This is a genomic window from Hyphomicrobium denitrificans 1NES1 (genome assembly GCF_000230975.2).
GTDB classification, from domain to species: domain Bacteria; phylum Pseudomonadota; class Alphaproteobacteria; order Rhizobiales; family Hyphomicrobiaceae; genus Hyphomicrobium_B; species Hyphomicrobium_B denitrificans_A.
Genome location: NC_021172.1, coordinates 2,524,389 through 2,546,054, shown reverse-complemented (window position 1 = coordinate 2,546,054; position 21,666 = coordinate 2,524,389). Strand labels below are relative to the sequence as shown.

Genomic DNA, 21,666 nt, shown 5'->3' with positions numbered 1-21,666 from the left:
GTTCCCAAAGTCAGCGTTGGCTGAGCCGCGACACGACGGCATCCGTCAACCGCTCGCAACGTTTGCCGTCGAACGGAAAGACGTCGCTGAAGAAAGAGCCCATGTGTTCTTCGAGCGAGGACTTGAGAAGATTGCGCGCTCTATGCAGGCGCGTCTTCACGGTTTCCGGCTTGATGCCATAAAGCTCTGCAGTCTCTTCTATGCTCAAACCTTCGATGGCCCGCGCAATGAGAACGGTTCGGAATTCTTCCGGAAGCTTGTCGATCGCCTGTTCCAGAAGGCGGCAGATCTCGCGTTGCGATGTAGCTCGCTCAGGGTCCACGATCGTCTGTCCAGAGAGAGGGAAGGGGATGATATCGGCGATCCGTTCTGGTGGGAGTTCGAAGTGTGAGGCGGGCTGATCGACCCGTCGGCGTGCCCGCTGCAGGGCTTCATTCAGCACGATGCGCGTCAGCCATGTTGTGAGGCTTGAATCGCCGCGGAAATTGGAAATCGCGGAGAAAGCGCGGAAGTACGCCTCCTGCAACACGTCCTCGGCCTCGCTGTCATCACGCACGATACTGCGTGCGATGCGGTAAAGGCGCCGATTGTGCTCCTGGATGATCGTGCGGATAGCGGCTTCATCCCTTTGGGACGCGCGTCGGATAAGGTCGGCTTCCGCCGATCTCGCCGCGCTGCTTAGCACCGATTGAGCCATGGCCGTGTTCCTTCCCGAAGCGCCGAGCCTATTGGATGCGCGCTCGCAAAAAAAGGTTCCCGGAAAGGCAGCAAGGCGCGCAGCTGCGCAATTTGCCCGATTTCGCTGACGTTCGCCGCCGATGCGCACCCGAAATCGCTATCCTTAGTGAACCTTCAATTCGGTGCCGACCAGCCTGAGCTCAGCAGGGCGGATCAGTTCCGAATGCGCGACGGTAACCCGGAAAAGCTTACCGTCGAGTTTGGCCGTCCAGAAATCGAGAAACGATTTGAGCTTCGGAAAGCGCGGCGCAACGTCGTACTCCTGCCAGATGTAGCTTTGCAGAAGCGACGGATGATCCGGAAGACGATAGAGAATTTCGGCTGTCGTCAGGCTGAAGCCGGCAAGTTGGGTCTTCAGCCCGCTGCCGTAAGAGACTTCTTTGTTGGCCACTGGACAATCTCCCTTCAAAAAGAGTGATTGGCGCCCTCCCTGGAATAACGATGATCAGTTGAGATTCGTTCTTTGTCCAGACGAATGACAAAAGGTTTCAGTCTACTAGCAGAGTGTGCTGATGAGTGCTCGCAGCCCTGCTAGACTTGGGATGTTCGCAAGATGCTCGAAACCGCGCTGAAGAGTTTGACGACGTTCTTCGCGACGATCGGCCCGGTCGAGGCCGCGGTGCTGTTCGCGACGTTGACGCCGAAGATGGCGCGTCCCGAGCGCCAGGCGATCGCCATACGCGCGACCCTGATTGCATCGGTCATTCTCGGATTTTTCACATTGCTCGGCGGCCCGATCCTCAATCAGCTCGGCGTCTCGATTGCAGCATTGCAGACGGCAGGCGGCGTGATCCTGCTGATAATCGCTCTCGACATGATCTTTGCGCGACCCGGCGGCGCCATCAAGTTGACTCCGCCCGAAGGCGCCGAGGCGCAGACCCGCGAGGATGTCGCCGTGTTTCCGCTCGCGACGCCGTTACTCGCCGGACCAGGTGCGATGAGTGCCGGTATCCTGCTGGCTGCCAATGCGAGCGGCGAGCCATTTGGATTGGCAATCGTCACTGCATCCCTTGCATGCATTATGATTGCGACTCTCGCGCTGTTACTGCTCGCGCAAGAGCTGAACCGCGTGATGGGGATTACGGCGCAGCGCGTACTGATCCGCGTCTTCGGGATTCTGCTCGCAGCACTCGCCGTGCAGGCGCTCTTCAACGGCATCAAGGCATCCGGCCTGATCCCTGTCGCAGGATTTTCCTGAGCAGCGGCAACACTGAATAATCGCGGCTGGCGGATTTTGAACGCTCGTTAGCGCCTCTTTAACGCGTCGGTGTTTCAATCCGGCACAACGAATTCGGTTCAGTAGTGTTTTGTAGCGTCGAAAGCGTAGACATGTGTGCGTTTGCTGCGAGCCGGTCGCCGGCTAGAGTCGCTCGTGCGGCGATCGTGCCGCTGCTTGTTGCAGCGGCAGCTTTAGGCGAGGCCGGATGCGCCACGGATAATAACACCTACAATGCGGGCGCTCCGGCCACCGTCGCCTATGCCCGTCCAGTCTCGGGCGGCGTCGAAATCGAAGATGACGGCTTGCCTTCGCAAGCGCCGCCAGCCGCCAACATTCGCCAGATGCCCGACGATCCATCCGAACCCTACAGCCGTAACTATGGCGGCCCAAACCCAGCGGCGATCGACAATAAACCGATGGACAAAATCGCAGGCACGCCATCGCCGGCGCGAGCCGCGATTCCTGCCGACTTGCCGCCTGCGTTCCGGCGGCAGCTTGCGATGGCCGGTTACACGATCGAGTAACCGCGAAGCACGGGATCGCGAAGATGCTCGTGCCATGATATGCGGACGCGATGCTCGCTCGTGTTGCCATCCGTCGCTATCTCGATGTCGAACGGACAGTTCGGCTTGACGATGATATCGACGCGATCTTTTTCGAAGCGAGCAACACGAAATCGTTCGAGAACGAAGCGGCGCGGCTAGCTTTTCGCGAGCGCTGGCTCGGGCGCTATCTCCGCGACGATCCGCAGTTTGCGTACCTGGCCGTAACGCCTAAGGGTAACGTGGTGGGCTATCTCGTCGGCTCGGTTGATGGGCCGGCATCGAACCGATCTGCCGAAGCCGGGGGCATCGCCGCGTTTCGCGATGTGAACAAACTTTATCCTGCGCATCTGCATGTCAACATGGCGCCTCTGTATCGAGGCTTGGGAATCGGCGGTCGCCTGATCGATGCGTTTATAGCCGATGCGCGGCACGCCGAAGCCGCGGGCGTCCACGTCGTCACCGGCGCGACCTCTGCTAACGTCCGCTTTTACAATCGTAACGGCTTTCGGGAAATTGCTCGTGGCGGACCCGCTGACACGCTCGTATGTCTGGTGCGAGCCTTCGGTTGAAAGCATCCGGCCGTCAGTTTCTTCAAACGGACGGCCGGCAAGTTGCACGACGCCTAGGAAATGAAATTATGCTCAGTTGGTCAGTTCTGGAAGCCGAGGTGGCACCATGAACCCGATCGGTTCCGACTTTTTCAGAAGCGTCCTCGGGTCTTCGCTGACGCGCCGCGACTTGCCCTCGAACATCGCGCCCTGTTCGATCGATAAAGACTGATGGAAGATATCGCCTTCGACCTCGCTCGTCGTCTGCAGCATCACGCGCTTGCTGTGGACAGATCCGACGACATGACCGCGAATGACGACTTCGTCTGCAGAGATGCCGCCCGTCACGGTCGCACCTTCGCTGACGACGACATGACTACCTTCGATATCGCCTTCGACGACGCCGTCGACCTGCACTTCGCCTTTGCAGATCAGATTGCCGGCGATCGTCAGATCGGCGCCGATGACCGAAATGGACTTGGCTGAGTCGGCTTGCGGTACCGACAGGAACGGGCGCGGCTGAAACGAAGGGGTTGAGCGTATGTCTGAGGCGGAAGCCACCGTTTGCAGCTTCGGCGAATCCGTTTCTGAGCGGCGAAAGTTCGGCAACATCGGAAATCTTCCCCTGACACAACCTAAGCAACATGCGCACCCGTCAAGCGAGTGCATCTGATTCGGTTAGCACCTTAGTCGTCCCGGTTCAGCCGGGAGACATAACAAATGCACCGGCAATCCCCAGATTTATAGGCGGGCACTACAATCTTGGCAGCACAGTGTGGCGGAAGATCAACGAACGCGCGCCCCTTGAAGAATTTTTGTTCAATTGCCTAACGCCTTGAGCGCAGCGAGAACCTCCTCGGCGTGGCCGGGGATTTTCACCTTGCGCCAGCTTTTGGTGAGCTTGCCCTTGGAATCGATCAAAAATGTCGAGCGCTCGACGCCCATGTATTTGCGGCCATACATGCTCTTTTCGACCCACACGCCATAGGCGTTGGCAGCTTCCTTGCTGTCGTCCGCAAGTAATCGCAGCGGCAGGTCGTACTTGTCTTTGAACTTCTTGTGACTTGCCGCGCTGTCGGGAGAAATGCCGATGACTTCGGCGCCCGCTTGGGCAAATTCTTGCGCCAGACACGAGAAATCCTTGGCTTCTTGCGTGCACCCCGACGTGTCGTCCTTCGGGTAGAAATAAACGACCACGACGCGACCCTTCAATTTCGAGAGCCGGACGACTGAACCGGCGTCGTCATGCAGCGAAAAGTCTGGTGCGATTTCACCGTCTTGGAGCATCTTGAAAGTGCCTTTCTTTTGTCGCTTTTACCCCTGTACGTGCCATCATGTACGAACAGAGACCAGTAGTTTTATACCTTCCCTGGTAACGAGTTCTGCCGTTTGCCGGTGTAGGCACGGATCAGTCGGTTGTTGTTGCCGTCCGCGGGGGTTTGAGGAGCGGCGTTGGCGAAATCCGTAACTGGCGGGCGTCCTGTCGATGGGCGCGACGCCGATCAGACTGCGCATCATATGAACTGGTCCGGTACGACGACTCTGCCGGAGCGCGTTGTCGCGGTATCACCTGAGGCTGAGCCGGACGAGGCTGCTATGACGCGCGGCCTGCGGCGGTTTTTCCACGGCTGTCGTATGATGTTCTACGTCGTGACGCCGCTGGTGCTGCTAACGGCCATCGGCATCGGCGTCCTTTACGTTCGGCTCCGACACGGTCCGATCGGTTTTGATTTTGTCGTTGCCCCGATCGAGCGCGGTATCAATGCGGAATTGACGACGAGCTCCGTTAAGATCGACGGCGCGGAGCTGAGACTGGGCACATCCGGTGAGTTGGAATTCCGCCTGCGCGACGTCAGCGTGCTCGAAAAGGGCGGCGACGTGGTTCTCTCTTCGCCCCTTGCCGCCGTCAACATCTCGCTTGCGGCACTCATGCGGGGTCGCATCGTTCCGCGGCGGATCGAATTGATCGATCCGATCATTGCGCTCGCGTATTCGGAGGACGCCGGATTCGTATTCGAACGCGCGATACCGCATCCGGTGCCCGCCCGCGCACCCAACCAAGGAACCCCTGCGACGGCGCCGTCGCAGGACAATACAGTCGCGCCGAACACAACAGTTGCCGTGCGGACGGTGCGGACCGGCCACCAGATCAATCTGGCCAGGATGTTGAGCGATTCGTCCTATCGCGCACGCCAGCGGCTCGACGCGACCTCCTATCTAACCGAGTTCGGCTTGTCGAACGCGACCGTCGTCGTCGATTACGAAGGTCAGCGTAGCTCTTGGCGCATCGACGAAGCCAGCGTTGATTTCAACCACCAAAGAAAGCGGAGCGTGATTTCGGGCCGCGCGCTCGTCGCATCGAAGCAGGGTCCGTGGGCTTTCTCGTTCCTGACGGATGAGAGGGAGGCGGCCGACAAACTGGAGGTCAAGGCGACGGTCCGTGATCTCGTACCATCGACGCTCGCTGCTGCTGCGCCGCCGCTGGCGCTTCTCGGAATGTTCGAATTTCCTGTCGCAGCCGATGCAACCGTCGTGCTGACGAGGTCAGGCGATATCGAGAACGGCGACCTGTCACTTGAATTCGGAAAGGGGCGCGCACGGCTGCCGTATCTCGTGCAGCCCATGGACGTAACGGCAGGACTCTTCAAGCTCGACTACGACGGCAAAAAGCGGCGTTGGGATCTGCAGCCGAGTCCGGTCAAATGGGCTGACGGAACGATCATGTTCTCGGGTGCGATGATGGATGTTGCGAAGGCGAATGAGCCGCCGCAATGGCGCTTCGCGCTCGATGGCAAAAAGGGTGTGTTCGAAGCCCCCGAATTCGACGTTCCTCCGGTGACGATCGACAGTTGGACAGCGCACGGTTCCATTATTCCACGCCGCGGCCAGGTCGACATTGACGAGTTTCGCCTCGCAGGCGGCGGCGGTGTCGCAACCGTGAAGGCGACGACGCAAGCGGGCCCGCAAGGGCAAAGCATGTCTGCCGAATTTTCTGTGTCACCGATGCCGCTGAAAACACTGAAGGCATTGTGGCCCCGAGCCTTGGCAACCGGCACCCGCGAGTGGGTGGGCAAAAACCTTTCCGCCGTCGACTTCCAGGGCGGAACGCTGAGTTTCACAAACGGCAACGTCGGCGGTGTCGAAGCGGGAACCGTATTGACTGATCTCGAGCACGTGACAGCCAGTTTCGAGGCGAAGAACCTCGTGTTTCATCCGTTGCCGGGCATGCCCGAAGTAGAAGCGCCGGAAACATCGGTCAAGCTGACGGACAATGCCATCGAGATCGCCATGCCGAGAGCCGAAACGACGCTCGCGGACGGCCAACGGCTCGCTCTGAAGGACATCAGCGTCCGGACGAACAACGTGATGGCGCCGCGCCCTGACGGCGAAATTAGCTTGTCGGCGTCTGGTGATCTCGGTCCGTTCATAGAGGCGGTTCAGGCATTGCCGATCCGCAACTTGCGCGACGCCCCGCAGCTTCCCAAGGCCGGCGAGGGCAAGGTCAATGCGCAGTTCGATATCAAGGTACCCTTTGTTCCCAATGTTACGGGTGACGACATTGCGGTTACCGGCAAGGCGCGAATTACGGACGGACGCTTTGGTAAAGTTGCCGGCAGATTCGATGTCCAGGGCTTCACGCTCAATCTCGATCTCAGCGACACCGCGCTCGACGCCAAGGGCGATCTGCTCGTCAATGGAGTTCCGGCGAAGATCGCCGGCCAACGCCTTCTGGGCCCAGGCGCCGGACAGCAACCACCCATCAAGATTATGGCTAAACTCGATGATGCCGATCGCACGCAGCTCGGTCTTGATATCAACGATATAGTGCAAGGCGTCGTGCCGATCGAAGTCTCGCTGGAGCCGGTCGCAAACGGCCCGTTGGCGATCAAGCTTCATGCCGACCTGACCAACGCCGACATGGCGCTCGATCATCTGCAGTGGCACAAAGCAGCGGGACACACCGCGACGGTCGATGCCGACATCGCGAGCAATCCGAACCATGATACCGAACTGCAGAACTTCAAGATCACAAGCGATGATATCGCCGCCGAAGGCAAGATCGTCTTCGGGCCCGACAATAAGATCAAGCAATTCGAATTCCCGAACCTGATGCTCAATGTCGTATCGAATCTCGACATCAAGGGATCGCGCGGCAAGGACGACATGTGGTCCATCGATGCTTCGGGAAAGAACTTCGACGGCCGTAATTTCTTCCGCTCCATGTTTAATATCGGCAATGGGCCTGAGCGCAAAGCCGATCTTCCGGGCGCCGCCAAGGGGGGGCGCGTCAATGCACAAATCGACAATGTCATCGGGGGCTACGACGTCTCTCTACGCAACGTGAAAATGCAGATCGAGACGCGAGGTGGCAATCTGACGGCACTGAATGTCAAAGGCACGCTTGACGGCGGCGCTCCGCTCGCCGCCGAGGTCGACAAAAGCTCTGGCACGCGCCGACTGCTCGTCGATTCTCCTGATGCCGGTCAGGTGATGAAGCTCGTCAATTTCTATCCCAATATGCAAGGCGGGCGCATGCGCCTTGAAGTCAATCTCGACGGCACGGGACCGGCGGAGAAAACCGGCATTCTTTGGGTCGAGGATTTCAAGATCCTGGGCGACCCGATTGTCAGCGAGGTCGTCAGCAGCGCCGATCAGGGACGGCCGGCAATCGAAGGTCGCCGGAATGTCACGCGCGAAGTTTTCGAGTTCGACGGGATGCGGGCGCCGTTTTCCGTCGGCTACGGACAGTTCGTGCTTGAGGAAGCCTATCTGAAAGGGCCGCTGCTCGGCGCCAACCTGCGCGGCAAAGTCGATTTCAAAACGAAGCGCGTCAATTTCGGTGGCACCTACATTCCCTTGCAGGGCCTGAACGGGGCGCTCGGCGGCATCCCATTGCTCGGCCAGATTATCTCCGGCACGCAAGGCGAAGGTATCTTTGGCATCACGTTCGCGGTCCAGGGACCGACGTCGAACCCCCAGGTGATCGTCAATCCGTTGTCGCTCGTCGCGCCCGGAATCTTCCGCGAGATGTTCCAGATGACGGCATCCGATCCGAAGGTCCAGATCCGCGGCGACGACCGCCCATCGCAGGCCTCAACGGCCGCGCGCGTGCGTGAAACGGCGCCCGATAGGCCCACAACCGGCCAGAACGCCAAATCCAAGGCGACGGCGAACGTCAAGGCTAAACCTAAACCGAAACCGAAAAAGCCGGTCGAAGCCCAGGCTGGCGCCGTCGACGGCTGGTCATCGACGACCACCCAGCCCTCTCAATAAGCGCTCGGACCGCGCTCTCGTTGAATCAGACCGGTCTCAGAAGAACGTGCTTCTTCTTGCCGAGCGAAAGCTTGATGACGCCGTTCGAAACCGCATCCGCCGCTTTTAGGACGGCCTTATCGGACGTCACGGGCTCGTCGTTTACCTTGAGTCCGCCGCCTTGGATTTGCCGGCGCGCCTCGCTGTTCGAGGCAACGAGGCCGGCCTTGACGAATGCAGTCAGCACACCGAGGCCGGAATTGAATTCTGTAATGGGAATTTCGATTGTCGGCAGGTCAGTCGCAAGTGCGCCCTGCTCGAACGTCTTGCGCGCCGTCTCCGCAGCCGCTTCCGCCTTGTCGCGGCCATGCACGAGGGCGGTCGCTTCCGTCGCGAGCGTCTTCTTCGCTTCGTTGATCTCCGCTCCGCCGAGGTTCGAAAGTTTCGCGATCTCGTCGAGCGGCAGCATTGTGAAAAGCTTCAGGAAACGGGAGACGTCGGCGTCTTCCGTATTGCGCCAGAACTGCCAGTAGTCGTAGGCCGAAAGCTGTGCCTCGTTGAGCCATACGGCACCCGACGCGGTCTTGCCCATCTTGGCACCCGACGACGTCGTCAGCAGCGGGCACGTCAGAGCAAAGAGTTGCTCCTTGACGCCCATGCGCCGGCCGAGGTCGATGCCGGTGACGATGTTACCCCACTGATCCGAGCCGCCCATCTGCAGGTTGCAGCCGTAGCGGCGGTTGAGTTCGACGAAATCGTAGGCCTGCAGCAGCATGTAGTTGAACTCGATGAACGACAGCTCCTGCTCGCGGTCGAGACGGAGTTTCGCGCTGTCCATCGTCAGCATGCGATTGACGGAGAAATGCCGTCCGACGTCGCGCAGGAATTCGATGTAGTTGAGTGGCGCGAGCCATTCAGCGTTGTCGACCATAAGCGCGTCGGATTTGCCGTCTCCGAACGTCAGGAAGTTCGAAAAGACGCGCTTGATGCTGTCCTTGTTGGCGTCGATCTCCGCGATCGATCGGATTTGGCGCGTCTCGTCCTTGCCGGAAGGATCGCCGACGCGGGTCGTGCCGCCGCCCATCAGCGCGATCGGTTTGCCGCCCGCCTTTTGCAGCCAGGACAGCATCATGATCGAAATCAGGTGTCCGACGTGTAGCGACGGCGCTGTGCAGTCGTAGCCTGCATAGGCGACGACGCGCCCTTCGGACGCAAGCTTGTCGAGCCCATCGGGGTCTGAGCACTGGTGGACGAAACCGCGCTCGGTCATAATCTGCAGGAATTCGGACTTCAGTGTCGGCATTGCAACTCAGGGCTTTCGTTCGGATCGCGCCTGGCTCAGGGGCAAGGCGGCGGCAACATGCACCGGAAGGTGGTCATGAGCAAGGTGATGCGGGCCATCGGCTTGATGAGCGGGACTTCGCTCGATGGCATCGACGTCGCCTATCTCGAAACGGACGGCGAAACCATCGTGAAACGTGGTCCGGCGCAGACGTTTCCCTATGATGACGGGATGCGGGAACTCGTCGCAAAGGCGATTGCCGAAGCCGGAAATCTCGCTTCGCGCCATGAGCGTCCGCCCGCGCTGGTGCGGGCTGAGCAGGTTCTGACGGAGCTTCATGCGGCAGCCGTCGCGGAGTTCCTGAAACACGCCGGTATGGATAGCACCTCCCTCGATCTGATCGGCTTTCATGGCCAGACGGTCCTGCATCGGCCAGAAAATGGTCTGACCGTCCAGCTCGGGCTCGGCGCGCTGCTGGCGGATGCGACCCGTTGTCCGGTCATTTACGATTTGCGCGCGGCCGATGTCGCAGCCGGAGGGCAGGGCGCGCCTCTCGTCCCAGCCTATCACCGGGCGCTGGCGGCGAAGCTTCCGGCGCGGCCGCTCGCGATCGTCAATATCGGCGGCGTCGCAAACGTGACGTGGATCGGCCGAGACGGCGCGCTGATTGCGTTCGATACCGGCCCCGGCAATGCATTGCTCGACGATTGGATGATGCGGCGCGCGAAACTCTCGCGCGATGAAGACGGCGCGGCGGCCGCGCGCGGCAACGCCGATGAAGACATCGTCCGCGATCTATTAAGCCATCCCTACTTTGCAAATCCCCCGCCGAAATCCCTGGATCGCAACGCCTTCGCGACGGATGCAATTGACAGGCTGTCGACGGACGACGGCGCGGCGACGCTTGCCGCATTTACAGCGCAGACGATCGCGAGATCGCGCGAGCACATGCCGGAAGAGCCGGAGCTATGGATCGTTGCGGGCGGCGGGCGGCGAAATCGCACGATCATGCGACTCCTTGCCGAGCGCGTTCAACACGCCGTCATACCCGCCGAGGCGGCAGGCATGAACGGTGATAGCCTTGAAGCAGAAGCTTGGGCTTATCTTGCAGTGCGCTCGGTCATGGGTCTGCCGATTACATTTCCTGGAACGACGGGCGTGCCCGTACCGATGACGGGCGGCCTGCGTGCCGATCCGTCGCCGGGACGCAAGCTGCATTGACCTGCTCGAATAGCGCCGTTTATTCGTCGTCGCCTTCGTCGTCGCCACCCGTGCTGGCTGCGGGTGCGCTCTGGGCTTCCATCCGCTCAAGCTCGCGCTGGCGCTGACGTTCGCGCTCCCGCTCCCGTTCGCGCTCTTTGTTGCGTTCTCGATCCTGCTCGAACTGGATCATGCGCTCATCGAGATACTTGCCGACGACCTCGCCCAATTCTTCCGTCTTGTTCTCGAAGAAATGGTTGGCGCCCGGCACGACCTCGTGCGTCATCTTGATGCCGCGCTGGACCTTCGTCTTAACCGACATTTCCGCAACCGCTGAGGTCGGGACGACTCTGTCGAGTTCGCCATTGACCAGGAGGCCCGATGATGGACAGGGGGCGAGGAAGTTGAAATCATAAAGGTTTGCGAGCGGTGCGACGCAGATGAAGCCGTCGATCTCCGGCCGCCGCATGAGAAGCTGCATGGCGATCCATGTGCCGAACGAAACGCCGGCGATCCAGCAGGTCTTGGCATCGGGCTTCACGAGCTGCAGCCAGTCGAGCGCGGATGCGGCATCCGCAAGCTCGCCGGGACCGCTGTCCCATACGCCCTGGCTCCGTCCCACGCCGCGGAAGTTGAAGCGCAGGACCGAAAAGCCGCGCGCCGCGAACGTATGATAGAGTGTGTAGACGACCTGATTGTTCATCGTCCCGCCGAGTTGCGGGTGAGGATGAAGGATCAGCGCAATCGGGCTGTCGCTGTTGGCTTCGTGGTGATAACGGGCCTCCAGGCGACCGCCAGGACCGTTGATAATCAATTCGGGCATCAGAAACTTCTCGGGTTTGTGGTGATCGGTTTAGGCCAGCCGGGGCCTCGGACGAGACGAGGTCGTGTTCAAATCCTCGTGCTCTAATTCTTAAACCTTGACTTCTGCACTCAGGATTTCCATAAGTTTAGAACAGTTCGAAACACCCCTAGCTCGGTTAAGGCTCACGCTGCAAGTTAAGGCGGCTCTCTTAGCACAATCCGGGGTATCGGACGCAAGGCAAGGATTTCGCCGCCACTTGAGGCGGCTCTAGTCCGGAGACGAATGTGGAACTGACGACCAAAGGCCGGTATGCGGTCATGGCGATGGCGGATCTCGCTGCGCACGCCGATCAAGCTGCCGTTCCGCTGTCGTTGGTTGCAGAACGCCAGCACCTGCCGCTTTCTTATCTTGAACAGCTTTTCGTCCCGCTGCGCCGCACGGGCCTTGTCGAGAGCGCACGTGGACGTGCAGGCGGCTACAGGCTCGCAAAGAAGTCATCCGAGATTTCCATTGCCGCCGTGATGGCTGCGGTCGAGGAAGTCACGCACTTCACCCGCTGCTCGGAGGACGACCCGCGCTGCTCGGTTGCGACGCCTTGTCTGACCCACGGGTTATGGACCGCACTGAGCGACGCGACGTCGGAGTTCTTGGCCTCCATCAGTCTGGCGGACGTGCTGCCGGGTGGAAAATATGCCGCGAGGGCAGCAGCCGTTTCGGCGTCGGTATCCCCTGCGGCCGTGAAGCGCACCTATCTCGATTACAACGCGACAGCCCCGCTTCGCTCTGAGGCCAAGGCCGCCATGATGGCGGCGCTTGATGTCATCGGGAATCCATCCTCGGTTCACGCGGAGGGCCGGCGTGCGCGAGGCATCGTTGAATCGGCGCGCGAGAGCGTTGCCCGTCTCGTCGGTGCAAAACCCTCGGAGGTCGTTTTTACGAGTGGCGCAACCGAATCCAATACCTGGGTCATGGCGCAGCCGTGGGCAACGATCCTGACAAGCGGGGTCGAGCATGATTCCGTTCTCGCTCCGGCGCGCGCTGCAAAGTGCAACGTCATAGAGCTTTCGACCGGCCGCGACGGCGTCGTGCGCGTCGAAGAGATCGCTGAACATATCCTTAAGCGCAGTATCGCTCGCCCGGCTGTGGTTGCGCTTCAAATGGCGAACAACGAAACGGGTGTCATTCAGCCGGTCGCCGAGGTTGCGGAATTTGCACGCGCATACGGCATCGCCATGCATTCCGATGCGGTTCAGGCCGCGGGCCGTGTGGCCGTGGATTTCGCAGCGCTGGGTCTCGATACGATGGCGATTTCAGCGCACAAGCTTGGCGGCCCGAAAGGGGTTGGCGCACTCATCATTCGTGACCATCTGGACCTTGTGCCGCTATTGTGCGGCGGCGGCCAGGAACGGCGGCGGCGCGCCGGGACCGAGAATGTCGCGGCGATTGCAGGCTTCGGCGCGGCGGCGGAGGCGGCACAAGCTGAACTTCGCAACATGTCGGCGGTTGAGGCTTTGCGGGACGATCTTGAAGCACATATCCGCGCCATCAGCCCTCGCGCCGTGATCATCGGCGAAACAGCATCGCGGCTTGGCAACACCATTGCAGTCGCGTTGCCGGGCAAGCTGGCGGAGACGTTGGTGATCCGCCTCGATCTGGCGGGCGTCGCGGTCAGCGCCGGTTCGGCATGTTCGTCGGGCAAAGTCGGCGCCAGTCACGTGCTCGAGGCGATGGGTCTCGGATCTGACATCGCATCCGGAACGATACGCATCAGCCTTGGGCTTGAGACGACGAAGGATGACGTCGCGGCGTTTGTCGCGGCTTGGCAGGCGATTGCCGGTTCGCACGCACTCGCCGCTTGAGGAAGAGAACGAGTTGAAGGGCCGCGCATTGCGGCGGTTGTTGAAAAAGAGAGACGAAGAAATGGCTGCTGTCCAGGAGACGATCGAGCAAGTCAAGAAGATCGACGTCGACCAGTACAAGTACGGTTTCGAAACCAAGATCGAGAGCATCAAGGCTCCGAAGGGTCTCGATGAAACGACCGTGCGATACATCTCGGCCAAGAAGGGCGAGCCGGAATGGCTCTTGAACTGGCGCCTCGAGGCGTTCCAGCGCTGGAACGCCATGACTGAGCCGACGTGGGCTCGGGTTCATTACCCGAAGATCGATTTTCAGGACATCTACTACTATGCTGCGCCGAAATCGACCGAGGGCCCGAAGAGCCTGACCGAAGTCGATCCAGAGTTGCTCGACACATACAAAAAGCTCGGAATTCCGCTGAAGGAGCAGGAAATCCTCGCCGGCGTTTCGTCGTCGCGCGTCGCCGTCGATGCCGTGTTCGACAGCGTTTCCGTCGTCACGACCTTCAAGGAAGAGCTGGCGAAAGCAGGTGTCATCTTCTGTTCGATGTCGGAAGCCGTGCGCAAGCATCCTGAGCTTGTGAAAAAGTATCTGGGCTCGGTCGTGCCGCAGTCCGACAACTTCTATGCGTCATTGAATTCGGCGGTGTTCTCTGATGGCTCGTTCGTTTACGTGCCGGAGGGCGTCCGATGCCCGATGGAGCTTTCGACGTACTTCCGCATCAACGAAAAGCAGACAGGCCAGTTCGAGCGTACACTGATCATTGCCGACAAGGGCGCCCACGTTTCCTATCTCGAAGGCTGCACCGCGCCGACACGCGATGAGAACCAGTTGCACGCGGCCGTCGTCGAGCTCGTCGCCCTCGATGATGCGGAAATTAAATATTCGACCGTCCAGAACTGGTATCCGGGCGACGCCGAAGGCAAGGGCGGCATTTATAACTTCGTGACGAAGCGTGGCGACTGCCGCGGCCATCGTTCGAAGATCTCATGGACGCAGGTCGAAACAGGTTCCGCGATCACGTGGAAATATCCGAGTTGCATTCTGCGCGGTGACTATTCGCGCGGCGAGTTCTACTCGATCGCCGTTTCGAATGGCTATCAGCAGGTCGACAGCGGCACGAAGATGATCCATCTCGGCAAGAACTCGTCGAGCCGCATCATCTCGAAGGGTATCGCCGCGGGCTATTCGCAGAATACCTATCGCGGCCTCGTCTCGGCGCATCGCAAGGCGACGGGCGTTCGCAACTTCACGAACTGCGACTCGCTTCTGATCGGTGATAAATGCGGTGCGCACACTGTGCCCTACATCGAAGCCAAGAACTCGAGCGCGCATTTCGAGCACGAGGCGACGACGTCGAAGATCTCCGACGACATGCTGTTCTACTGCCGCCAGCGCGGGCTTTCTGAGGAAGAGGCCATCGCGCTCGTCGTCAACGGCTTCGTCCGCGACGTGCTGCAGCATTTGCCGATGGAATTCATGGCCGAGACGCAGAAGCTGATCGGCATCTCGCTCGAAGGGTCGGTCGGTTAACGGCCTTCTACATCACACCAGTTCAGTTGGATTGAAAACAGATGCTTGAAATCAAAAACCTGCACGTGAAGCTCGAGGACGAGGATCGCGTCATCCTCAAGGGATTGTCTCTGACCGTTCCGAAAGGCGAAGTCCACGCGATCATGGGTCCGAATGGCTCGGGCAAATCAACGCTCGCCTATGTGCTGGCGGGGCGTGACGGCTACGAGGTCACGGAAGGCGACATTCTCTGGAATGGCGAATCCATTCTCGATATGGAACCGGACGAGCGTGCCGCCAAAGGCGTATTCCTCGCATTCCAGTACCCGATGGAAATTCCGGGCGTCGCCGGCCTGACGTTCCTCCGGACGGCGATGAATGCCGTTAGAAAGAAGCGTGGAGAAACGGAGCTGACGACGCCGGCTTTCATGAAGATCGTCAAGGAAAAGGGCCAGAAGCTCAACATCAATGTCGATATGCTGAAGCGGCCGGTCAACGTCGGCTTCTCGGGCGGCGAAAAGAAGCGTTCCGAGATCCTGCAGATGGCCCTTCTCGAGCCGACGCTGTGCGTGCTCGATGAAACCGATTCCGGCCTCGATATCGACGCCCTGCGTGTCGTCGCTGAAGGCGTCAATGCGCTGCGTGCTAAGGACCGTGCCTTCCTCGTCATCACGCACTATCAGCGGCTGTTGAATTACATCGTCCCCGACAAGGTTCACGTGTTGGCCGACGGGCGCATTCAGAAGACGGGCGGTAAGGAGCTCGCTCTCGAACTCGAAAAGTCAGGATACGCGGATTACACCGGCAAGGCGGCGTGACATGAACGTAGCGGTAATGAAAACGAAGGCCGAGCAGGCGCTGACGGAAGCGTTTGAAGCTGCGGCCGGAAAGTTGCCAGGAAGCGCGGCCGTCAAGACCCGGCGCGCCGAAGCGATCGGTGTGTTCGGATCGCTCGGTCTGCCGCACCGGCGCATCGAGGAGTGGAAGTACACGGACCTGCGCGCCAATCTCAAGGAAGCGTTGCCGCCCGCAATTCAGGACGAAACTCCGCTGACGGTTGCCGAGCTGATCGTCGCGCTCGGGCCCCTCGCGCATGTGGATGCCTATCGTGTGGCATTCGTCAATGGCCGTCACCGCGCCGAGCTTGATGATGTCGGAGACGCTTCGGGCCTCGATGTTGCGGCACTAGGAAAAACGCTGGCATCGGCGCCGACCAACGTCGCGGATGCACTGACGAAATCCGATGCCAGCGGTGCGATTGCTGCACTCAATGCGGCCTTCATGACGGACGGCGCAATTGTGCGCGTTACCGATAAGACGACGTTGGCAAAGCCGCTTCTCGTCGTCTTCGTGCGCGCAGGCAGCGGAAGAAATTCCGTGACCGCCCGGAATTTTATTTCGGTCGGCAAAGGTGCGACGGCGACGATCATCGAGGCGCACGTCGTTCTGCCTGGCGCAGCAGCAGAGGCCCAGACGAACGCGCAGACCGAAGTCACCGTCGGCAAAGGCGCGACGCTGCACCATGCCAAGGTCGCGGTGGATGAAGGCAAATGTGTTCATCTGGCCGATTGGGACGTTTCGCTCGACGCGGACGCAACCTATCGCGGCTTCCAGTTTTCTTCGGGCCTTGGGTTGGCGCGCAACGAGATCAACGTCCGCTACACGGGCCAAGGCGGCAAGCTCGATTTGTCGGGAGCCTACATGGCCCGCGCCAACGAGCACATCGATACGACGCTGGTCGTTGATCACGCCGTTCCCGCCTGCGAAAGCCGGGAGCTGTTCAAGGGCGTTCTTGATGGGCATGGGCGCGGCGTCTTTCAGGGCAAGATCATCGTGCAGCCCGATGCGCAGAAATCCGACGGCAAGCAGATGTCGCAGGCTCTGATGCTGTCGGAAGATGCGGAATTCGATTCAAAGCCCGAGCTTGAAATCTTCGCGGATGACGTCGTCTGCGGTCACGGAACGACATCGGCTGAGCTTGACCCGGACATGCTGTTCTACTGCCGGTCGCGTGGTATTCCGGAAAGCGAAGCCCGCGCGCTGATGATCGAGTCGTTCATCGGCGAGGCGATCGACAAGGTCGAGCATCCCGAACTTCAAACCGCTCTGATGAAATTTGCTAAGAGCTGGCTCGCGGATTCGGTCCGCGGATAAGGACAGAGATGGGAAGCGAAACGAGAATTTCTCCTCCGCGCAGCGTCGGCTCGCAAGCGGGCCTGACGGCGGCTCCCTACGACGTCGAGCTTATCCGCGCCGACTTCCCAATTTTGTTTCGCGAGGTCCACGACCGGCCGCTCGTGTATCTCGATAACGGCGCATCTGCGCAGAAGCCGCGCTCGGTCATCGACGCGATGGATTATGCCTATCGCTTCGAATACGCGAACGTACATCGCGGCCTGCACCACCTGTCGAATATCGCGACCGATCATTACGAGGCGGCACGCGAGACGGTGCGGCGCTTTCTGAACGCCGAGCATGCGGAAGAGATCATCTTCACGCGCAACGCGACGAGCGCAATCAATCTCGTGGCGCGATCCTTCGGAGAACCTCGAATCGGAGAGGGCGATGAAGCCGTCATCACGATTATGGAGCACCACGCGAACATCGTGCCGTGGCATTTCCTGCGCGAGCGCAAGGGAGCGGTGCTCAAATGGGCGCCGATGACGGATCGCGGCGAGCTGATCATCGATAAGCTCGACCAGCTGATCACGAAGCGGACCAAGATGGTCGCCGTGACGCACATGTCCAACGTGCTCGGCACCATCAACCCGGTGAAAGACATCATCCGGATCGCGCACGCCAAAGGTGTTCCCGTGCTGGTCGACGGCAGCCAGGGCGCCGTGCACATGGCTGTCGACGTTCGCGATCTCGATTGCGATTTCTATGTCTTTACCGGCCACAAGACTTACGGTCCGTCCGGCATCGGCGTTCTGTATGCGAAGCGCGAGTATCTGGAATCCATGCCGCCCTATGAAGGCGGCGGCGATATGATCGAGAACGTCTCGCTCGACCGCATCACGTACACGAGGCCGCCGCACCGCTTCGAAGCGGGAACGCCCGCCATCGTCGAAGCCGTCGGCCTCGGCACCGCGCTCAACTACATGATGCAGATCGGGCGCGAACGGATTGCGCGCTACGAAGCGGAACTTGGAGCCTACGCAGCAGATCGCCTTGCTGAGCTGCCCTGGCTAAAGCTTTATGGAACTGCGCCCGGCAAAGGCGCGATCTTTTCGTTCACGGTCGACGGCCTGCACCCGCACGACGTTTCGACCATCATAGATCGCTCGGGCGTTGCAATACGCGCCGGGCACCATTGCGCGCAGCCGCTGATGGAACGCCTGGGAGTGACGGCAACCTGCCGCGCCTCTTTTGCATTATACAACACGAAAGCCGAGGCCGATGCGCTCGTGACGGCGCTGACCAAAGCCCATGACCTGTTTACGTAAGGAGCTTCCGAATGGAAGGGAAGCAAAGGACTGAGGAGCGCGAAGCTCTGAAGACAGCAGTTGAATCGTTGGATGCTCCGCCCGTGACGCCTCCTGATGGCGGCACTGCGCCCGCATCTGCAAAAGCGAGCGGCGAAGCTCAAGCGCCGGCAGCTTCGGCGGGATTGTCGCAGGAAGAAATCGATAGGCTGACGAACGATATCATCGCGGCATTGAAGACGGTTTACGATCCCGAGATCCCGGCCGACATCTATGAACTCGGATTAATCTACAAGGTCGAGATCGACGACGACCGGAACGTCGTCATCGACATGACGCTCACGGCGCCGGGTTGCCCGGTCGCTGGCGAAATGCCCATCTGGGTCGAAAATGCCGTGAGCGCCGTAGCGGGCATCGCCCAGACGAAGGTCAACATCGTGTTTGATCCGCCTTGGGATCAAAGCCGGATGTCGGATGAAGCCCGCCTTGCCGTCGGGATGTTTTGAGGTACCTCGCCTTTGTCGCTCGAATACCCATATATTAGTCCTCGACTCGAAACCACGGAGGCTTGAGTGCCCTCGCTTAGAATGATGCCAAAGGTCATGACGCTGACCGACGCTGCAGCAACGCGCGTTGCGTCTCTGGTTGCCCAAAAGCCGGGCGTCAAGGCGCTGAAGATCGGCGTTAAGAAGGGCGGCTGCGCGGGCATGGAATACACGATGACCTGGGCCGACGAGATCGGCAAATTCGATGAGGTGATCGAGGAGAAGGGCGCCGTCGTCCTGATCGACCCGGCTGCGATCATGTACCTGCTCGGCACCGAGATGGACTTCAAGGTGGATAAGCTTTCGTCCCAGTTCGTGTTCAACAACCCGAACCAGAAGAGTGCCTGTGGCTGTGGCGAGAGCGTCAATATCGAACCGGCAGTCCCCGAAGGCTTTGCTCCCACCGACCACTAGGACCCGGCAGAGGAGAGCCCGTGTCCGCGAATGACGATCTCCTCGATATCCTGAAAGACGCGTTGACCCGGCTCGGTACCGTGAGCGGCCGTGGCATGTTCGGTGGTGTCGGCGTCTATTTCGATGGAATTTTCTTCGCCATTATCGACGATGGCGTCATTTATTTCAGGACATCCGACGCAACCCGCCTGGACTTCGAGGCTGAACGCTCACGACCTTTCACATACATAACGAAAAAGGGACCGTCACAGCTCGGTTCGTACTGGCGCGTGCCGGAGCGACTGCTCGATGATCCTGATGAGCTTCGCGACTGGGCTAAGGGCGCGATCGCTGCCGCTCGCGACGTCAACGCCGCAAAAGAACGCAAGCAACGGGCGACGACCGTGGCACTCGCCGCTCAAAGACCTCACCCGAAACCGGCAAAACGCTAAAAACCTTTAGCCTCGGCCCGGTACTTTCACCGGACGCGCGGGTCTGCGCATGAACGCCGGGATGTTCTCGGCAAAACCAACACGATTGTCGCCCTTGGGGGCCTGTTGCGGTTTGCGAACCAGCTCGGCGCTTGGAACATGTTCGCCCGATGGGCTGCGGCGCGGCGCCTTCGGCTCGTCTGTCCAGCTGTCGGCTGCGCGCGGACGGGGGGCGGACTTTTGAGATTTGTCTCGTGGTGCCTGCTCGTTGTTCGCGCGAGGGCGTTCGCGTTTCGCCTGCTGTGGGGGCGCCTGAGGACGCTCGCCCTTGCCTTCGCGCTCACCATGGTGATGGACAACGCCGTTGACTTTCTTGGGTTCGGATCTTCGGGCTTCGCGACCATTGTGCGGCCGGCCTGATTTCCCTTGAGATGCCCCGCGTCCGCCACGGCCCCGACGCCTTTTGCCGGCGCCAGCAATGTCTTCCTCGCTTGGCGGGTCGCCGAGCCAGATTGCCGTTTCGCCAGTAACCTTCTCGATGTCGGCGACGAATTTCAAATCGTCCGGACTGACGAGAGACGCCGAGTAGCCTTCGCGCCCCGCGCGCCCGGTGCGTCCGATGCGGTGGACATAGTCATCTGCGGCCCACGGTAGATCGAAATTGAAGACGTGCGAAACATCCGGAATATCGAGGCCGCGTGCCGCGACGTCGGAAGCGGCAAGCAGCATGATCTCGCCGTTTCGGAACTTGTCGAGCGTATCCATGCGGCTCGTCTGGTCCATGTCGCCGTGCAGCGCTCCGGCATTGAACCCATGTTTGGATAGCGATTTGTAGAGCACCGCGACATCGCGCTTGCGGTTACAGAAGATGATGGCGTTCTTGACGTTGCCGTCGCGAATGAGTTCGCGGAGCATTTCGCGTTTCGCCCAGTCTTCGCCATTCTGACAGTAAACGAACCGCTGCGTAATCGTCTTCGCCGTCGTCGCGGGTTTGGCGACTTCGATGCGCATCGGGTCTTTCAGGAATTGATCGACGAGCCGCGTGATCTCGGGCGGCATGGTGGCGGAAAAGAACAGCGTCTGGCGGCGCGGCGGCAGCAGCTTGCAGATTTTTTCGATGTCCGGAATGAAGCCCATGTCGAGCATGCGGTCAGCTTCATCGATGACGAGAATTTCGACGCCCATCAGCATGACGCGCCCGCGCCCGAAATGGTCGAGCAATCGCCCAGGCGTCGCGATCAGGACGTCGACGCCGCGGTCGAGCTTCTTCACCTGATCGTCCATCGAGACGCCGCCGATCAGAAGCGCCAGGGACAGCTTATGATTGGTGCCGTATTTTTCGAAGCTCTGCGCGACCTGAGCGGCAAGCTCGCGCGTCGGGGCCAGGATCAGCGAGCGGGGCATTCGGGCTCGCGCCCGGCCCGCCTCGAGGCGGGTGATCATCGGAAGGACGAAAGAGGCCGTCTTGCCTGTGCCCGTTTGGGCGATGCCGAGAACGTCACGACCGGTTAGGGCAACCGGAATGGCGGCGGCTTGAATGGGGGTAGGATTAACATACCCAGCGGCCGTAACTGCCGCCTGGACCTTAGGCGAAAGCCCGAGGTCAGCGAACGTCTTGCTGTCCAATAGTCAACGTCTCCATCTGCACAACCCTAGGAGTCCGGTGCAAGGCACCAGACGGTCGATCGAGAGCGCAGGGGGACGGGTGCCGAAAAAGGTCCAAAGCCGAATGGGAGTGCGGATCAATAAGCTAAAAAAGCGCAAATTCGATCCCCTGCGCTCCGGCACGTCCGCGTGCTCGCACACATCTATCCGAAGTGCAAGGGAAACTCGGTGGTTTCGCGGCTTCCGGCCGCGCGTTTCTGTCACGGGTAGGGGATAGCTAATCCCTAAGGCCGAACAGGGGCGGAGCG

Annotated in this window: 20 protein-coding genes; 13 read left to right on the top strand and 7 right to left on the bottom strand. The window is 60.2% G+C overall.

The features are described from left to right. Positions 1 to 10 precede the first annotated feature (10 nt). Together HYPDE_RS12185 and HYPDE_RS12180 are read right to left on the bottom strand one after the other, a co-directional pair. On the bottom strand, positions 11 to 697 hold the full coding sequence (locus HYPDE_RS12185) for an RNA polymerase sigma factor (protein ID WP_041321256.1): 687 nt from the start codon (positions 695 to 697) through the stop codon (positions 11 to 13). Between the two features lie 144 nt (positions 698 to 841). Further along, positions 842 to 1,129: an usg protein gene (locus HYPDE_RS12180; RefSeq protein WP_015598773.1), complete on the bottom strand. Its 288-nt coding sequence runs from the start codon at positions 1,127 to 1,129 to the stop codon at positions 842 to 844. A gap of 162 nt (positions 1,130 to 1,291) precedes the next feature. On the opposite strand from HYPDE_RS12180, the gene HYPDE_RS12175 reads away from it, so the two are divergent. The 3 genes from HYPDE_RS12175 to HYPDE_RS12165 all read left to right on the top strand — a co-directional run bounded on the left by HYPDE_RS12175 (position 1,292) and on the right by HYPDE_RS12165 (position 3,071). After that, positions 1,292 to 1,936, top strand: a complete 645-nt coding sequence (locus tag HYPDE_RS12175; protein WP_015598772.1) for a MarC family protein — start codon at positions 1,292 to 1,294, stop codon at positions 1,934 to 1,936. Between the two features lie 131 nt (positions 1,937 to 2,067). Then, positions 2,068 to 2,481 (top strand): hypothetical protein, encoded by a 414-nt coding sequence (locus HYPDE_RS12170; RefSeq protein ID WP_015598771.1) that lies wholly within the window; start codon positions 2,068 to 2,070, stop codon positions 2,479 to 2,481. A gap of 50 nt (positions 2,482 to 2,531) precedes the next feature. After that, positions 2,532 to 3,071, top strand: coding sequence for a GNAT family N-acetyltransferase (locus HYPDE_RS12165; RefSeq protein ID WP_015598770.1), 540 nt, complete (start codon positions 2,532 to 2,534; stop codon positions 3,069 to 3,071). 72 nt (positions 3,072 to 3,143) lie between these two features. On the opposite strand, the gene HYPDE_RS12160 is transcribed toward HYPDE_RS12165, so the two are convergent. Further along, on the bottom strand, positions 3,144 to 3,611 hold the full coding sequence (locus HYPDE_RS12160) for a bactofilin family protein (RefSeq protein ID WP_244437627.1): 468 nt from the start codon (positions 3,609 to 3,611) through the stop codon (positions 3,144 to 3,146). A gap of 258 nt (positions 3,612 to 3,869) precedes the next feature. Continuing rightward, on the bottom strand, positions 3,870 to 4,337 hold the full coding sequence (locus HYPDE_RS12155) for a peroxiredoxin (RefSeq protein ID WP_015598768.1): 468 nt from the start codon (positions 4,335 to 4,337) through the stop codon (positions 3,870 to 3,872). Positions 4,338 to 4,502: 165 nt separating this feature from the next. Here HYPDE_RS12155 and HYPDE_RS12150 point away from each other — a divergent pair, with 165 nt between their 5' ends. Beyond that, positions 4,503 to 8,324 carry a DUF3971 domain-containing protein gene (locus HYPDE_RS12150; RefSeq protein WP_015598767.1) on the top strand — a complete coding sequence of 1,274 codons (3,822 nt, stop codon included), beginning with the start codon at positions 4,503 to 4,505 and terminating at the stop codon, positions 8,322 to 8,324. 25 nt (positions 8,325 to 8,349) lie between these two features. Here HYPDE_RS12150 and tyrS read toward each other — a convergent pair whose 3' ends face one another. Then, positions 8,350 to 9,606 (bottom strand): tyrosine--tRNA ligase, encoded by a 1,257-nt coding sequence (gene tyrS / locus HYPDE_RS12145; RefSeq protein WP_015598766.1) that lies wholly within the window; start codon positions 9,604 to 9,606, stop codon positions 8,350 to 8,352. A 75-nt stretch (positions 9,607 to 9,681) separates the two neighbouring features. Between tyrS and HYPDE_RS12140 the strand changes: the two genes are divergently transcribed. Next, positions 9,682 to 10,806, top strand: coding sequence for an anhydro-N-acetylmuramic acid kinase (locus tag HYPDE_RS12140; RefSeq protein WP_244437626.1), 1,125 nt, complete (start codon positions 9,682 to 9,684; stop codon positions 10,804 to 10,806). 19 nt (positions 10,807 to 10,825) lie between these two features. On the opposite strand, the gene HYPDE_RS12135 is transcribed toward HYPDE_RS12140, so the two are convergent. Continuing rightward, positions 10,826 to 11,608 carry an alpha/beta hydrolase gene (locus HYPDE_RS12135; RefSeq protein ID WP_015598764.1) on the bottom strand — a complete coding sequence of 261 codons (783 nt, stop codon included), beginning with the start codon at positions 11,606 to 11,608 and terminating at the stop codon, positions 10,826 to 10,828. A 266-nt stretch (positions 11,609 to 11,874) separates the two neighbouring features. Here HYPDE_RS12135 and HYPDE_RS12130 point away from each other — a divergent pair, with 266 nt between their 5' ends. From HYPDE_RS12130 to HYPDE_RS12095, 8 genes are all read left to right on the top strand, one after another. Further along, a complete protein-coding gene (locus HYPDE_RS12130) occupies positions 11,875 to 13,449 on the top strand; it encodes an aminotransferase class V-fold PLP-dependent enzyme (RefSeq protein WP_015598763.1) in 1,575 nt (524 codons plus the stop codon). Positions 13,450 to 13,510: 61 nt separating this feature from the next. Beyond that, positions 13,511 to 14,980 carry a Fe-S cluster assembly protein SufB gene (gene sufB / locus HYPDE_RS12125; protein ID WP_015598762.1) on the top strand — a complete coding sequence of 490 codons (1,470 nt, stop codon included), beginning with the start codon at positions 13,511 to 13,513 and terminating at the stop codon, positions 14,978 to 14,980. A 41-nt stretch (positions 14,981 to 15,021) separates the two neighbouring features. Beyond that, positions 15,022 to 15,777 carry a Fe-S cluster assembly ATPase SufC gene (gene sufC / locus HYPDE_RS12120; protein WP_015598761.1) on the top strand — a complete coding sequence of 252 codons (756 nt, stop codon included), beginning with the start codon at positions 15,022 to 15,024 and terminating at the stop codon, positions 15,775 to 15,777. 1 nt (position 15,778) lies between these two features. Beyond that, the gene (gene sufD, locus HYPDE_RS12115) at positions 15,779 to 17,113 is read left to right on the top strand and encodes a Fe-S cluster assembly protein SufD (RefSeq protein WP_041320457.1); all 1,335 of its coding nucleotides are present in this window, start codon (positions 15,779 to 15,781) and stop codon (positions 17,111 to 17,113) included. An 8-nt stretch (positions 17,114 to 17,121) separates the two neighbouring features. Further along, entirely contained in the window at positions 17,122 to 18,405 is a 1,284-nt protein-coding gene (locus HYPDE_RS12110) for a cysteine desulfurase (protein WP_015598759.1), read from the top strand. Between the two features lie 11 nt (positions 18,406 to 18,416). Continuing rightward, positions 18,417 to 18,890, top strand: a complete 474-nt coding sequence (locus tag HYPDE_RS12105; RefSeq protein WP_015598758.1) for an SUF system Fe-S cluster assembly protein — start codon at positions 18,417 to 18,419, stop codon at positions 18,888 to 18,890. 96 nt (positions 18,891 to 18,986) lie between these two features. Continuing rightward, positions 18,987 to 19,343, top strand: coding sequence for a HesB/IscA family protein (locus HYPDE_RS12100; RefSeq protein ID WP_041321252.1), 357 nt, complete (start codon positions 18,987 to 18,989; stop codon positions 19,341 to 19,343). 20 nt (positions 19,344 to 19,363) lie between these two features. Then, the gene (locus HYPDE_RS12095; RefSeq protein WP_015598756.1) at positions 19,364 to 19,774 is read left to right on the top strand and encodes a TfoX/Sxy family protein; all 411 of its coding nucleotides are present in this window, start codon (positions 19,364 to 19,366) and stop codon (positions 19,772 to 19,774) included. A 6-nt stretch (positions 19,775 to 19,780) separates the two neighbouring features. On the opposite strand, the gene HYPDE_RS12090 is transcribed toward HYPDE_RS12095, so the two are convergent. Beyond that, positions 19,781 to 21,379: a DEAD/DEAH box helicase gene (locus tag HYPDE_RS12090; RefSeq protein ID WP_015598755.1), complete on the bottom strand. Its 1,599-nt coding sequence runs from the start codon at positions 21,377 to 21,379 to the stop codon at positions 19,781 to 19,783. Between the last annotated feature and the right edge of the window lie 287 nt (positions 21,380 to 21,666).

Excerpts from the sequence above, each read along its gene's own strand:
- HYPDE_RS12185 (WP_041321256.1), bottom strand. The coding sequence starts at position 697 with ATGGCTCAATCGGTGCTAAGCAGCGCGGCGAGATCGGCGGAAGCCGAC.
- HYPDE_RS12175 (WP_015598772.1), top strand. The coding sequence starts at position 1,292 with ATGCTCGAAACCGCGCTGAAGAGTTTGACGACGTTCTTCGCGACGATC.
- HYPDE_RS12170 (WP_015598771.1), top strand. The coding sequence starts at position 2,068 with ATGTGTGCGTTTGCTGCGAGCCGGTCGCCGGCTAGAGTCGCTCGTGCG.
- HYPDE_RS12165 (WP_015598770.1), top strand. The coding sequence starts at position 2,532 with ATGCTCGCTCGTGTTGCCATCCGTCGCTATCTCGATGTCGAACGGACA.
- HYPDE_RS12155 (WP_015598768.1), bottom strand. The coding sequence starts at position 4,337 with ATGCTCCAAGACGGTGAAATCGCACCAGACTTTTCGCTGCATGACGAC.
- tyrS (WP_015598766.1), bottom strand. The coding sequence starts at position 9,606 with ATGCCGACACTGAAGTCCGAATTCCTGCAGATTATGACCGAGCGCGGT.
- HYPDE_RS12140 (WP_244437626.1), top strand. The coding sequence starts at position 9,682 with ATGAGCAAGGTGATGCGGGCCATCGGCTTGATGAGCGGGACTTCGCTC.
- HYPDE_RS12135 (WP_015598764.1), bottom strand. The coding sequence starts at position 11,608 with ATGCCCGAATTGATTATCAACGGTCCTGGCGGTCGCCTGGAGGCCCGT.
- sufB (WP_015598762.1), top strand. The coding sequence starts at position 13,511 with ATGGCTGCTGTCCAGGAGACGATCGAGCAAGTCAAGAAGATCGACGTC.
- sufC (WP_015598761.1), top strand. The coding sequence starts at position 15,022 with ATGCTTGAAATCAAAAACCTGCACGTGAAGCTCGAGGACGAGGATCGC.
- sufD (WP_041320457.1), top strand. The coding sequence starts at position 15,779 with ATGAACGTAGCGGTAATGAAAACGAAGGCCGAGCAGGCGCTGACGGAA.
- HYPDE_RS12110 (WP_015598759.1), top strand. The coding sequence starts at position 17,122 with ATGGGAAGCGAAACGAGAATTTCTCCTCCGCGCAGCGTCGGCTCGCAA.
- HYPDE_RS12105 (WP_015598758.1), top strand. The coding sequence starts at position 18,417 with ATGGAAGGGAAGCAAAGGACTGAGGAGCGCGAAGCTCTGAAGACAGCA.
- HYPDE_RS12100 (WP_041321252.1), top strand. The coding sequence starts at position 18,987 with ATGACGCTGACCGACGCTGCAGCAACGCGCGTTGCGTCTCTGGTTGCC.